Origin of the sequence: Candidatus Portiera aleyrodidarum, from assembly GCF_902713745.1 — a bacterium.
GTDB classification, from domain to species: domain Bacteria; phylum Pseudomonadota; class Gammaproteobacteria; order Johnevansiales; family Johnevansiaceae; genus Portiera; species Portiera aleyrodidarum_D.
This window is the reverse complement of sequence record NZ_CACTJB010000001.1, coordinates 23626-36946: the sequence shown is the minus strand read 5'-3', so window position 1 is coordinate 36946 and position 13321 is coordinate 23626. Positions and strand designations below refer to the sequence as shown.

General features: G+C 23.8%; 13 protein-coding genes. 5 read left to right on the top strand and 8 right to left on the bottom strand.

Features of this window, described 5'->3' with window-relative positions:
* Nucleotide 1: 1 nt before the first annotated feature.
* The 8 genes from nuoF to yidC form a co-directional block, all read right to left on the bottom strand.
* The gene (gene nuoF, locus H7S46_RS00155; protein ID WP_183042840.1) at nucleotides 2-1306 is read right to left on the bottom strand and encodes an NADH-quinone oxidoreductase subunit NuoF; all 1305 of its coding nucleotides are present in this window, start codon (nucleotides 1304-1306) and stop codon (nucleotides 2-4) included.
* On the bottom strand, nucleotides 1306-1785 hold the full coding sequence (gene nuoE / locus H7S46_RS00150; protein ID WP_183042925.1) for an NADH-quinone oxidoreductase subunit NuoE: 480 nt from the start codon (nucleotides 1783-1785) through the stop codon (nucleotides 1306-1308). Before nuoE ends, nuoF begins: the two co-directional genes overlap by 1 nt.
* A gap of 35 nt (nucleotides 1786-1820) precedes the next feature.
* The gene (gene nuoC, locus H7S46_RS00145) at nucleotides 1821-3602 is read right to left on the bottom strand and encodes an NADH-quinone oxidoreductase subunit C/D (RefSeq protein WP_416354234.1); all 1782 of its coding nucleotides are present in this window, start codon (nucleotides 3600-3602) and stop codon (nucleotides 1821-1823) included.
* Nucleotides 3577-4218: an NADH-quinone oxidoreductase subunit B gene (locus tag H7S46_RS00140; RefSeq protein ID WP_183042839.1), complete on the bottom strand. Its 642-nt coding sequence runs from the start codon at nucleotides 4216-4218 to the stop codon at nucleotides 3577-3579. Before H7S46_RS00140 ends, nuoC begins: the two co-directional genes overlap by 26 nt.
* A 23-nt stretch (nucleotides 4219-4241) precedes the next feature.
* Nucleotides 4242-4583 carry an NADH-quinone oxidoreductase subunit A gene (gene ndhC, locus H7S46_RS00135; RefSeq protein ID WP_183042838.1) on the bottom strand — a complete coding sequence of 114 codons (342 nt, stop codon included), beginning with the start codon at nucleotides 4581-4583 and terminating at the stop codon, nucleotides 4242-4244.
* 171 nt (nucleotides 4584-4754) lie between these two features.
* Nucleotides 4755-6467 carry a tRNA uridine-5-carboxymethylaminomethyl(34) synthesis enzyme MnmG gene (mnmG, locus tag H7S46_RS00130; RefSeq protein ID WP_183042837.1) on the bottom strand — a complete coding sequence of 571 codons (1713 nt, stop codon included), beginning with the start codon at nucleotides 6465-6467 and terminating at the stop codon, nucleotides 4755-4757.
* A gap of 4 nt (nucleotides 6468-6471) precedes the next feature.
* Entirely contained in the window at nucleotides 6472-7830 is a 1359-nt protein-coding gene (mnmE, locus tag H7S46_RS00125) for a tRNA uridine-5-carboxymethylaminomethyl(34) synthesis GTPase MnmE (RefSeq protein WP_183042836.1), read from the bottom strand.
* Complete coding sequence (gene yidC / locus H7S46_RS00120) at nucleotides 7817-8452, bottom strand: membrane protein insertase YidC (protein WP_183042835.1); 636 nt, start codon at nucleotides 8450-8452, stop codon at nucleotides 7817-7819. Before yidC ends, mnmE begins: the two co-directional genes overlap by 14 nt.
* Nucleotides 8453-9282: 830 nt before the next feature.
* Here yidC and rpmH point away from each other — a divergent pair.
* From rpmH to rpsO, 5 genes are all read left to right on the top strand, one after another.
* Nucleotides 9283-9417 (top strand): 50S ribosomal protein L34, encoded by a 135-nt coding sequence (gene rpmH, locus H7S46_RS00115; RefSeq protein WP_183042923.1) that lies wholly within the window; start codon nucleotides 9283-9285, stop codon nucleotides 9415-9417.
* Between the two features lie 9 nt (nucleotides 9418-9426).
* A complete protein-coding gene (locus tag H7S46_RS00110) occupies nucleotides 9427-9765 on the top strand; it encodes a ribonuclease P protein component (RefSeq protein ID WP_183042834.1) in 339 nt (112 codons plus the stop codon).
* A 524-nt stretch (nucleotides 9766-10289) separates the two neighbouring features.
* On the top strand, nucleotides 10290-12554 hold the full coding sequence (locus H7S46_RS00105; protein WP_183042833.1) for a DNA gyrase subunit B: 2265 nt from the start codon (nucleotides 10290-10292) through the stop codon (nucleotides 12552-12554).
* An 86-nt stretch (nucleotides 12555-12640) separates the two neighbouring features.
* On the top strand, nucleotides 12641-12985 hold the full coding sequence (gene rbfA, locus H7S46_RS00100; RefSeq protein ID WP_183042832.1) for a 30S ribosome-binding factor RbfA: 345 nt from the start codon (nucleotides 12641-12643) through the stop codon (nucleotides 12983-12985).
* Nucleotides 12986-13024: 39 nt separating this feature from the next.
* Nucleotides 13025-13297: a 30S ribosomal protein S15 gene (rpsO, locus tag H7S46_RS00095; RefSeq protein ID WP_183042831.1), complete on the top strand. Its 273-nt coding sequence runs from the start codon at nucleotides 13025-13027 to the stop codon at nucleotides 13295-13297.
* The last annotated feature ends 24 nt before the right edge of the window (nucleotides 13298-13321 follow it).

Genomic DNA, 13321 nt, shown 5'->3' with positions numbered 1-13321 from the left:
ATTAAACCATTAACTTATCAAAATCAATACGAAAATATTTTATGGCACTACGTAAAGGTTCTATTGCTCCAGGTGCAAGAGCACAAAAAGTTTTTCCATTAGTTAATTGGTTTGTTAAATCTATTAAAATATCTAAATCTTTATATTTACCTTTATTATTTTCTAAATTTTTTAATATATTTACAATCCATGGTAATCCTTCTCTACACGGAGTGCACCAACCACATGATTCTCTATAAAAAAATTTTTCTATATTTTTTAATAAAGAGACTATGTTAATAGTATCATCAATAGCCAATAAACTAGCCGTACCAATTCTGGTGCCTAATTTCCTTATTCCATTTGAGCACATTTTAACTTGTAAATGTTTTGGTAATAAAATTCCTGTGCTTGACCCACCTGGCTGCCAAGCTTTTAATTTATAACCATTAATCATTCCTCCAGCAAAATCTTCAAAAATTTCCCTAGCTGTTATTCCCATTGGAAATTCCCACAATCCAGGATTCTTTACTTTACCTGAACAACCCATAAGCTTAGTACCATAATCTTCTGATCCAGGTAAACATAAATTCTGATACCAATTAAGACCATAATTTATAATAGCAGGAATATTACAAAATGTTTCTACATTATTTATTACTGTGGGTTTACCCCAAGCACCTATTTGACCTGGAAAAGGTGGCTTTCTTCTTGGATTTGCTCTATGTCCTTCTAATGAATTAATTAATGCAGTTTCTTCACCACAAATATATCTTCCAGCTCCTGAATGCACACATATATCAAAAGAAAACTCAGAATTTAAAATATTCTTTCCTAAAAACTTTTTTTTACGAGCTTCTTTTATAGCAACATTAATAATATTTATTGCATCAATATATTCTCCTCTTATAAAAATATACCCCTTTTTAGAATTATTTGCGTAAGCTGCAATTATCATACCTTCTATTAACAAATGAGGTTCTTGTTCTAAAAATAATCTATCTTTATATGTATTAGGTTCCATTTCATCAGCATTACATAATAACAAACTTTTTTCATTTGTTAAACTCCATTTTATTCCAGTTATAAACCCAGCACCTCCTCGACCTTTTAAACCAGATTCTTTTATTTTTGTTATTACTTCATTTGGTGACAATTTATTTAAAGTGCGTTTCACAGCATTATATCCATCTTTTTGTATGTATTCATTTAACAAAATTGCATTACCTTCTTTATTTAAGCGCCAAGTCAAAGGATGAGTTTCTTTTGATTTTTTGATTAAATTAGCTGTACAAAAAGAAGTAAGGCGTTTGCGTTTATTAATCATTATTTGTAAAACTCCAATATGTTAAAAATATTTTTTTTAATTAAATTATAATAAATCTCATTATTTATCATCATATTTGGAGCTTTATCACAATTACCTAAACAACATACTGTCAATAATGTAAAACGTTTATCCTTAGTAGTTTCTCCCATACTTATTCCTAACAAATTTTTTAAAATTTTATAAATCTTTTTATATCCATTTATATAGCACGTAATACTATTACATAATAAAATTCTATTTGTTCCAATAGGTTTTCTGTAAATTAAATTATAAAAGGTGGCTATACTATCGAGCTCCGTTGGATTTATTCCTATTATATTTGCAATTTCATTTATAACAAGATCTGATACCCAACCTCTATATTTTTGTATTATTTTCAAAGCGCAAATTGAAGCTGCTTTACTATTTTCATAGTTATTTTTTTCAATAATAATTTCTGTTTTTTCTTCTTTGGTTAAAATATTTATTTTCTTAATAAAACATTTTCCCATAATTTATTCCATTATTTAAATTAACGATCAACATCTGCCATTACAAAATCAATACTTGCAATATGTGCTATCATGTCTGAAATATATACTCCTTTCAGAATTGTAGATAGATGCTGTAAGTTAGGATAACTAGGAGTACGAATGCGAGTGCGATAACTTGTTGTATTGCCGTCAGATACTAAATAATAACTATTAAGTCCCTTAGTTGCTTCTATCATTTGAAAAGTTTCATTTGGTTCTAAAATATTACCCCAAGAAATTTGTAAAAAATGCGTAATTAATGTTTCTATATTATTTAACATATTTTTTCTATTAGGAGGTGTAACTAAAGGATGTTCGAGTGTTATATCCCCTTCTGGGACGTTATTTATACATTGGTTAATGATACGTAGACTTTGATACATTTCTTCAATTCTTATTTGCGCTCTATCAAATACATCTCCATTATTACCAATTGGTATATCAAATTCTAAATTTTCATATCCTGAATAAGGTCTATTTTTTCTTACATCAAAGTCAAAACCTGTAGCTCTTAAATTTGGCCCTGTAATACCCCATTCAAACGCTTCTTTAGTATTATAAGAAGCAATAAATTTAGTACGTTTTCGTAATATGTAATTATTCATCATTGCTTTATTATATTCTTTAAGCCTTTTATTTATCCAGTTAATAAAATTCTTGATTAATTTATACCATCCTTTTGGCAAATCATGAGCTATACCTCCAATACGAAACCAAGCAGGGTGCATGCGAAAACCAGTAATAGCTTCTATTATTTCATAACATTTTTGTCTGTCTGTAAATGTAAAAAACACTGTACTCATTGCGCCTAAATCTTGTAAAAAAGTCCCTAAAAATAACATATGTGAGTTTATTCTAAAAATTTCCATTAAAATAATACGTATTATTTTGGTTCTTTCAGAAACTTTTATATTTGCGATTTTTTCAATTGCTAGTATATAAGGGATATTATTTATGACACCTCCTGTATAATCAATTCTGTCTGTATAAGGTATATAACTATGCCATGTTTGTCTTTCTCCCATTTTTTCTGCTCCACGATGATGGTATCCTATATCTGGCACACATTTTAATATTTTTTCTCCATAAATTTGTAAAAGTATTCTAAAAGCACCGTGTGCTGATGGATGATTTGGACCAAAATTTAAAAACATATTATTCTTATTATTTGAAAAACCCCATTCTTCAGGAATAAAACATAATGAATATTGTTCTTTGTATTGATTATATCTATCAATATTAAAAATTTTAAATTCAGTTGCTCTTGATGGATAATCTTTACGCAATGGATATCCTTTCCAATTTAAAGGCATTAATATTCTTCTTAAATTAGGGTGGCCATAAAATTTTATTCCAAACATATCATATACCTCACGTTCATACCAATTTGCATTTTTCCAAATATTAACAATTGATGGCAATAATAACGTTGGTTCAATTAAAGCAACCTTTATTATTAAATCATATTTATTTTTAAATGATAATAAATGGTAAAATACTGTAAAATCTGCCTTTGGTAAATTGTTTCTGTTATTTCTTAAACGTTCATCTATGCAATGTAAATCATATAACATATCAAACATATATTCTTTCTTACCATAACGAAAAAATTTAATTATATCAAACAATTTATAAGGATTTACCCAAATAACTGGCATGTCCATAAAAGTTTGTTGAGAATACAAAATATTTTTTTTTCCAAAATTTTTATATAATAATTTTAAAACAAATTGTTCTTGTTTTTTTAATTTTTTGTTAAACATTATTTGGTTTTCGTAAATTTTTTGTTTTAAGCCGTTTAATATATTTTTTTTGTTTTTGATTTGGCATATCATTCCTAAAAATAGTCTGGTTTCCGACCATCCAAGACAAAGGTCGTCTTTCTTTATGCATTGAATTTTGTAATAATTGTAATCCTTGTAAAAAAGCTTCTGGTCTTGGAGGGCATCCTGGTATATACACATCTACAGGTAAAAATTTATCAACTCCTTGTACTACTGAATAACTATCATACATTCCACCTGAATTTGCGCAAGAACCCATTGAAATAACCCATTTTGGATCTAACATTTGATCATATAAATGTTGTATAATTGGTGCCATTTTGATAAAACAAGTTCCAGCAATTACCATTAAATCTGATTGACGGGGCGAAGATCTAATAACTTCTGATCCAAATCTAGATATGTCATGTGGCGATGTAAATGAAGTTGTCATTTCTACATAACAACATGATAATCCAAAATTGAAAGGCCATAAAGAATTTTTACGTCCCCAGTTAATTAATAATTTAGAAATATTTTTTAGTTTGCATAACCAAATATTATTTCGTATTTGTTCAACGACTTTGTCTTTATTTATTTTGTTCAAATATATTTTTTTAAATATGTATTTCATTATGTTCTCCAATTTAATTTGTTTTACTCAAACACTCCATTACATATGTCATATATTAACCCTATTAACAATATAAAAATAAATATAACTATTCCTATGAACCCAGGCCATCCTATTTCTCTAATTGCAATCGCCCAACTAAATAAATAAATAGCTTCTAAATCAAAAATCACAAATAAAATCGCTAAAATATAAAATTTAGCAAAGTAATTAATTTTTTTTATAGAATCACTAGAAATTATTCCAGATTCAAAAGGAATATCTTTATTGGGCGACCAACTGTAAGTACCTAGAAAATAAGATATAATACTTATGATAAATAAAAATATTAATGTAATAATAAAAAAAAGAAATAAATTATTCATTTTTATATTTTGTTGTTGTGTGGTTGTTTTAAGTTTTTGTTTATTTAGTTATTTTGTTTTAAGTTTTTGGTTTGTGTTTTAATTATTTAAAATCTTTTTTGTATTTGTTTTAAATAAAATAATATGCTGGATATAGCAGCTTGAGTAACTCATACTCATTAAACCTTTTTGCTAATGTTTTATATATTTCTTTTGCAATGCCAAGACACTTCCAATCATATTTAATAGGTAACAATATTTTTTCATATTTTTTACTTCTTTTTTTTGACGTTCAATATATCCTTTATATTGTATCTGTATTTTTATTTGTTTTATTATTTCATTTGGTAATAACTTATCAAAACATTTTATATATCTTACTAAATCAATAAATTTCAGTTTTTTTATGTTAATTATACCATTGTTTTTTAATTTATTTTTTATATTTTTATGTGAAATGAAAAACATTTTTTTTAATCTATTAATTTCTTGTTCTATTTTTTTACTTTTCTTTATATAATGAACATAACGATATTTTTTTATTAGACCTAATTTATAACCTATTTCAGTTAAGCGTAAATCTGCATTATCTTCTCGTAATAATAATCTATATTCTGCTCTTGAAGTAAACATCCTATATGGTTCATTTGTTCCTTTGTTGATTAAATCATCTATCATAACCCCAATATAAGAATTATTACGTTTAGGACACCATTCTTCTAATCCTTTTATATTTATTGAAGCATTTATTCCTGCTATTAATCCTTGTGCAGCTGCTTCTTCATATCCGGTTGTACCATTTATTTGGCCAGCAAAATATAAATTTTTTATAAATTTTGTTTCTAATGTAGGGTTTAAATTGCGTGGATCTATATAAAAATATTCTATTGCATAACCTGGTCTGGTTATATAAGATTTTTCTAAACCGGAGATACTTTTGATAAGTTTTTTTTGTAAATTAAAAGGTAAAATAGTAGAAATTCCATTCGGATAAACTTCCTTAAAATTCAAATTTTCTGGTTCTAAAAATATTTGATGTCTTTTTCTATTTGAAAACCTATAAATTTTATCTTCAATAGAAGGACAATATCGAGGGCCAATACCTTTTATTTGGCCAGCAAATATAGGTGATTTATATATATTATTTACTAAAATTTCATGGGTATATTTATTTGTATATGTGATAAAACAATTTACTTGTTTTCTTTGTTTTTTTTTTATATAAAACAAAGACATATTAGGTATAGGAACAATGCCTGCTTGTTTTTCTAATTTACAAATGTTAATACTTTTAGCATCTATTCTTGGGGGCGTACCTGTTTTTAATCTAGAAACTTTAAAGGGTAATTCTTTTATCTTTTTTGCTAAAATATTTGAATTATTATCATTTATTCTACCACCTATAAATTTATTTAATCCTATATAAATTTTTCCTCCTAAAAAGGTGCCATTGCACAATATTACTTTTTTGCTATAAAAACATATACCTTCCGACGTTATAACACCTTTAACTTTATTATTTTTTATTATTAAATCTATAACGGTCTGTTGTATGACTTTTAAATTTTTTTGCTTTTTTATTACTTTTTTTATAAATTTTTTATATAAATTACGATCTATTTGAACCCTTGTAGATCTTACTGCAGGTCCTTTACTATCATTTAATATCCTACACTGTATTCCAGAATAATCTGTTGCCATTGCCATTATACCTCCTAATGCATCTATTTCTTTTACTATTTGACTTTTTCCTATGCCACCTATCGACGGATTACAAGAAAAATTACCTAGTGTTTCTACATTATCAGTTAAAAGTAACGTTTTTACACCTATTTTGGATGCTGCTAAACTAGCTTCAACTCCGGAATGTCCTCCCCCTACTACTATTATTTCATAAATGTTCATACTATTATTTGCCTATACAAAAGTTGTTAAAAATTTTTTTTAAAATATTTTTTTTTAAATTAAAACCAACAATTTCTTCTAAATATTTTTGTAATATATATAGGTTTTCAGCTAATCTTTCATTTATATCATTGCAAATATTTCTTATATAATAATTAATGGTTTTTTCTAAAAAATAAAATTGACGGTGTTTTACACAAAATACATTTTCATCTTTTATTTTATTTTTAATGGTTTTTTTTAAAATTGTTTTTTTTATATTTTGTTTTAATTTTTTTATTCCTTGTTGTGTTTTTGTTGAAATATTTATAATTTTTTTATCTTGTTTTATTTCTTTATTTTTTATTAAATCTATTTTATTCCTTAAAACAAGTGCATTTTTTTTTAAATATTTTTTAAATATATCTATATTATTTTCCTTATTATCTAATAATATTAAAAGTAAATCTGCTGTTTTTATTTCTTCAATTGCACGTTTTATTCCTATTTTTTCTATTACATTTATATTTTTTTCATCTTGTCTTATTCCTGCTGTATCAATTAATATGATAGGTATGCCATATAAAAATATATTTACTTTTAATAAATCTCTTGTCGTTCCTTTAATATTTGTAATTATTGCATTATCCTTTTTCGTTAAACAATTAAATAAACTTGATTTTCCTACATTTGGTTTACCTACAATTACTATTTTAAATTTAGTATTAATTAAATAGCCTTTAAAAGCTTTTTTTTTTAATGTCATTAATAAATAAAATATTTTTTTTATTTTGTTTAAAATATTTGTTTTTGTTATTGTTTTTTTTATTATTATTTCTTCTTTAAACTCATTTGGAAAATTTATCATAGCTTCGACATTTATACGCAAAATTATTATTTCTTTAATTATTTTTTTTATATTTTTAGAAAAAACTCCTTCAAACGAATTAATAGCGGTTTTTAAAGTTAATTTAGAATTTGCTTTTATTATATCAAATACTGACTCAGCTTGTATTAAATCTATTTTATTATTTAAAAACGCTCTTTCTGTAAATTCTCCTGGTTTTGCTAACCTAGCACCTAAATTTATTACATATCTTACAATAAGATCTAAAATTATTGGGCCTCCATGAGTTTGTATTTCAAGTATATTTTCTCCAGTATAAGACTTAGGAGATTTAAAAAATAAGGCTATCCCTTTATCAATTATTTTTTTATTTATATCCAAAAAAGGTGTATAATATGCATGTCTAGATTTAGGAATAAATCCTAATAATTGTTTAGAAATTCTATTTACTTTATCATCACCTGAAATTCTAATAATGCCAACACTTGAATGACCATATAATGTGGCTTTTGCGCAGATAATATCATTTTTTTTCATAATTTTTTAATATCAAATATTGTTGTATGATTGACATAATATTATTAGTTATCCAATAAATTAATAAACAAGAAGGAAACCATAAAAAAAACAAAGTAAATATTATAGGCAGTATTTTTATTATGTTATTTTTTTTATTTTCTTTGTTATTTATCTTTTGTTGAATTAATATAGACAAGCCCATTGCTATAGGCAAAATAAAATATGGATCCATTAATGATAAATCTTTAATCCATAAAATAAACGGAGAATTTTTTAATTCTATTGATGTGGTTAAAGTCCAATATAAAGAAATAAAAATAGGGGTTTGCATTATTACAGGCAAACAACTATTAAATGGATTTATTTTTTCTTTTGTATATATTTTTATTAGTTCTTCGGTTATTTTTTTTTTATCTTGTTTTTGATTTTCTAGATTATGTAATTTAGGTTTGATTTTGCGTATTTTAATTATTGTTTTATAAGAAATATATGATAATGGTAATAACATAAACTTTATAAAAATTGTTAAAATTATTATAGAAAAACCCCAATTAATAATAACCAAATTAATTTTACAAAGTATCCACTTTATAGGGGCAGATATAACTCTGCCATTACCATAATTTATAATGTTTTCCATTTTTTTTCTTTTATTTTGTATATTGTGGGTTTGTTGTGCTTTTATTAATGGTTTTGTGTTGTTCTGAGCTTGGTTTTGTGTTTTCTGCTGTGCCTTTTATTTAAATTGAGATGCTTTGAGTTTAGTTAAAATTTTTTGATTTGAGTTACGCTAAACTTGAACTAAACTGAACCGCTGTTGTGAAATTGAACTTAACTTACACTTCAAACTACACTTTAATTTAATGTAATGTAAAACCAATTTAATTTAAACCAATCAAACCACAAACCATAAACCAACCCAACTTACACTAATGTAATGTAATTTAAATTAATGTAATTTTTTTTAAACCACACAACACAACACCATTACACATACCACAACTTAAATAACACAACATTAACTCAACTTTAAAAAAATTAACTTACAAAACATTAAAACATAACACATTACATTACACTACACTAACTTCGAGTCGATGTTGTAATTTGAGATGCTTATCTTGTGATGTTGAGATTTTGATGTTGTTTTTTGAATTGAGAAGCTTTTAACTTCTTTATATTTGATTTTGTATTTTTAGATGATGTGCTATGATGTTTGTTTTTTGGTTTTGTTTAGATGCTTTGCTTTTTGTGATTTGAATTTTATGTGCATTTATTCTATGTGCAGTGCTTTTAACTGTTGATTTTATTTTTTTACATTTGATATGATTTGTTGAATGTGGAATAATCCTACTTATACTTAATAAAATAAGTGATTTAATTAAAATAACTCTATAAAATATAAATTTAATTATATGAATTTCATAAATTATGTGTTATATAATTTATATTAAAGGAGATTATATATTAATGAAACGGACTTTTCAACCTAGTAAAATTAAATTAAAACGTGTTAATGGTTTCAGAAGGCGGATGTCTACAAAAAATGGAATAAAAATTCTTTCCAATCGTAGAAAAAAAAACCGTAACATTATTTGTAAATAATGAAATGAAATGAAATATAAAATAAAAAATTTTTTAAAAATAAAAACTATACACAACAAAATAAAACAAACAAAGTTTTATAATTTTAAGTTATTTAATAAAAATTTTATTTGTTTTGGATTACTTCCAACTAATAAAAAATATTTTAGATTTATTTTTTTTATAAAAAACAAGGTTAATAAATCAGTAAATCGTAATTTCTTTAAAAGATTATTTAAAGAATATGTAAGAGTATTTCAATGTAATTTGATTAATTTATATATTTCATTATATATTATTAAATGTATTTTTAATATACTTAGTTATATTTTTTTTAATAACTTATTAATAAAACTAATTTCTTTTTAAGATTTTAAATAAATAAAACAAATAGAATTAAAAACACAAGAAATAAAAATATATTGAAACTTTTCTTTTAATTAAAACATCCTTCAGAAAAATAAGAAGAAATACTTAAGTAAGTAATTTATATTATTATTTTACAAAGTTAGTTTTTTACTAGATCATTAAGTTCATTTTTCTTTTCCAAATAATTTATACCTAACTTATATAAAGTACGTTAATTTTTAATAGATAGTTCTGTTTTTAAAAGAAAAAATAAATGTAAAGTTCAAAAAATAGTTGTGGGGGCGTAGGGGTTGTTGTTGTTTAAATGGGTTATGTTGTTTATATTTTATGTGTTTATAACATAGATATTTTAATTGAATGTGAGAGAAATTAGTTATATATTTTATATAAATCAAACAATAAAATAATATTACTAGAGCCAAGCTTAGCATTTAATTACAAAAAATAAAATAATTAATTTTAAATTAATAAATGAAACTATAATTTTTTTTTATAATGCCTATTATTTATTTAATAAATACGTTATGTACAACTCATCTAATATAAAAATCTTAAAGGGCTTAGATCCAGTAAAAAAAAGACCAGGAATGTATATAGGTAATACAGATGATGGTACTGGTTTGCATCATCTTTTATTTGAAACCGTTGATAATTCTATTGATGAACATTTATCTGGTTATTGTACTGAACTCATACTTGAAATTAGGAACTATAAGATAATAACAATTGAAGACAATGGAAGAGGGATCCCTATAGATGTACATTCCGAAGGAATATCAGCTGCCGAAATCCTTATGACTGTATTACACTCAGGCGGTAAATTTGATAATCAATCTTATAAAGTTTCTGGAGGTTTACATGGTGTAGGTTTATCTGTAGTAAATGCTTTATCCGAGTTTATGAACTTATACATTTATAGAAACACTCAAATTTATAATCAACTATATTTTAATGGCATACCTTTAACTCCATTAAAACTAGCTGGAAAAACAAAAACAAAAACCAAAACTAAAACTAAAACAACAACAACAACAACAACAGGTACCAAACTAATTTTTAAACCTTCAAAAAAGGTTTTTAAAAACACACAATTTAATTATAAAATAATTTATAAAAGATTACAAGAATTATCTTTTTTAAATAAAAAATTAAAAATATTTTTAATTAACAACAAAAAAAAAATATTATTGTGTAACAAAGGTGGAATACAAGCGTATATTATGCTCCTTAATAAAAATAAAACTACAATATGTCCTATATTTTATTTACACTCAAACAAACATAATATTTTCATTGAGATAGCAGTTCAATGGAATAATTCTTATAAAGAACTATTAAAATGCTATACAAACAACATACCACAAAAAGATGGTGGTACTCATTTAATTGGATTTCGTACAGCCTTAACAAAAACCATAAAAACGTATATTCTTAAGGAAAAAATAAAAAATAAATATCAAATAAATAGTGATGATATAAAGGAAGGAATCACCGCAATTATAGCTATAAAAATGCAAAATCCCAAATTTTCTTCTCAAACTAAAAATAAATTAATTTCATCAGAAATAAAACAAGCAGTAGAAAAAGAATTAAATAAAAAGTTTTATCATTATTTATTAGAAAATCCTAAAGAATCAAAAAACCTTGTAAATAAAATTATTAATTCTGCAAAATTAAGAGCTTCTTCTCGTAAAGCAAGAGAAATAGCTAGAAAAAGAATTGCTTTAGATATTGCTAATTTGCCAGGTAAATTATCAGAATGTCAAGAAAGCAATCCCGCAAAATCTGAATTATATATTGTAGAGGGCGATTCAGCTGGGGGGTCAGCCAAACAAGGTAGAGATAGACGTACTCAAGCTATTTTAGCTTTAAAAGGAAAAATAATTAATGTAGAAAAATCAGGAATTGAAAAAATACTTTTATCAAGTGAAATCGGCATTTTAATAACCGCATTAGGTTGCGGAATAGGAAAGAAAGAATTTAATATAAAAAACTTACGATATCATACCATAATAATTATGACTGATGCAGATGTCGATGGATCGCACATTAGAACTTTATTATTAACATTTTTCTTTAGATATATGCCCAAACTTGTTGAAAAAGGCTTTGTATATATTGCGCAACCACCTTTATTTAAAATTAAACATAAAAAAAAAGAAATTTATATAAAAAATGAAAAAGAATTAAATAAACATACAATCAAAATATGTTTAAAAGAAAAAAAACTTTTAGTTAATGAAACAAAAATAAATATAAAAAATTTACTTTTTAATTATATAAGTGTTTATAATATTTCAAACAAATTGCAAATAAGTGCTTTAAAATTAGAAAAAAATTATTTGAATGATGTTTTTTATTTACAAAAAATAAATGAAAATCAATTAAAAAATAATAAATATTTATTAAGTTATAAAACTTATTTAGAAATTATAAAAATAAATAAACAAATAAATAAATTAAATAATTTTAATCATCACATTAAGTTATTATTAAATAATCAATTATTAACAACGTGTTTGAAATTTTATGATTTATTGGAGTTTTTCATTAACATTTTTTTAGATAAAACTTTTAATTTACAAAGATATAAAGGATTAGGAGAAATGAATCCTAATCAATTATGGGAAACCACAATGAACCCCTTAAAACGAAGAATGTTCAAAATAAAGATACAAGACATTTTTAAAGCAAATTTAATTTTTAATATATTGATGGGGGATAACGTAAAACCTAGAAGAAAATTTATCCAAAACAATGCCTTAATTGCTAATATTAAGGACCTTTAATATTTAGCTTTATTTTTATAGCACCAACATCACAAACAAACAAACAAACCAATAAACTAAAACGTTAAAACAATTCAAAACATATTATGAGGAAATATCGCATTACAAAAATTTCTGAACAAATAAAAAAAGATTTAGCTTATTTAATAAATTTTAAATTAAAAGATCCAAGAATAAAAAAAATAATAATAATACATTCTATAATACTTAGTAAAGATATTAATTTTGTAGATATATATTGGACTGTAATTAATGAAAATAAAAAAAATAATATTTATGCAAGTATTTTAAAAATAGCTTCAGGATATTTACGATATAAACTTGCTAGAAATATAAAAGTATATCAGATACCAACTTTAAGGTTTCATTATTATGAAAGTATTAATAACAATTATAAATTAAACAAATTAATTAATAAAATTATTATATAATTTATTGTAAATAAGAAATTTTTGGAGATAATATATAAAATGGCTGATAATAAAAAAAATAAAGCTGCCATTATAAAAAATTTTGGTAAAAATAAATTTGATACAGGTTATACTGAAGTTCAAATAGCTTTATTAACTAATTATATATATAAATTACAAATTCATTTAAAACAAAATAAATATGATTTTCATTCGAAAATAGGATTGATTCGTATGGTAAATAAACGTAGAAAATTGTTAAATTATTTAAAACATAAAAAGCTTGCCCGTTATAAATTTTTAATAAAAAAACTTAAATTACGTCATAAATAATGTACATAAAAAAGGAAAAGAAAT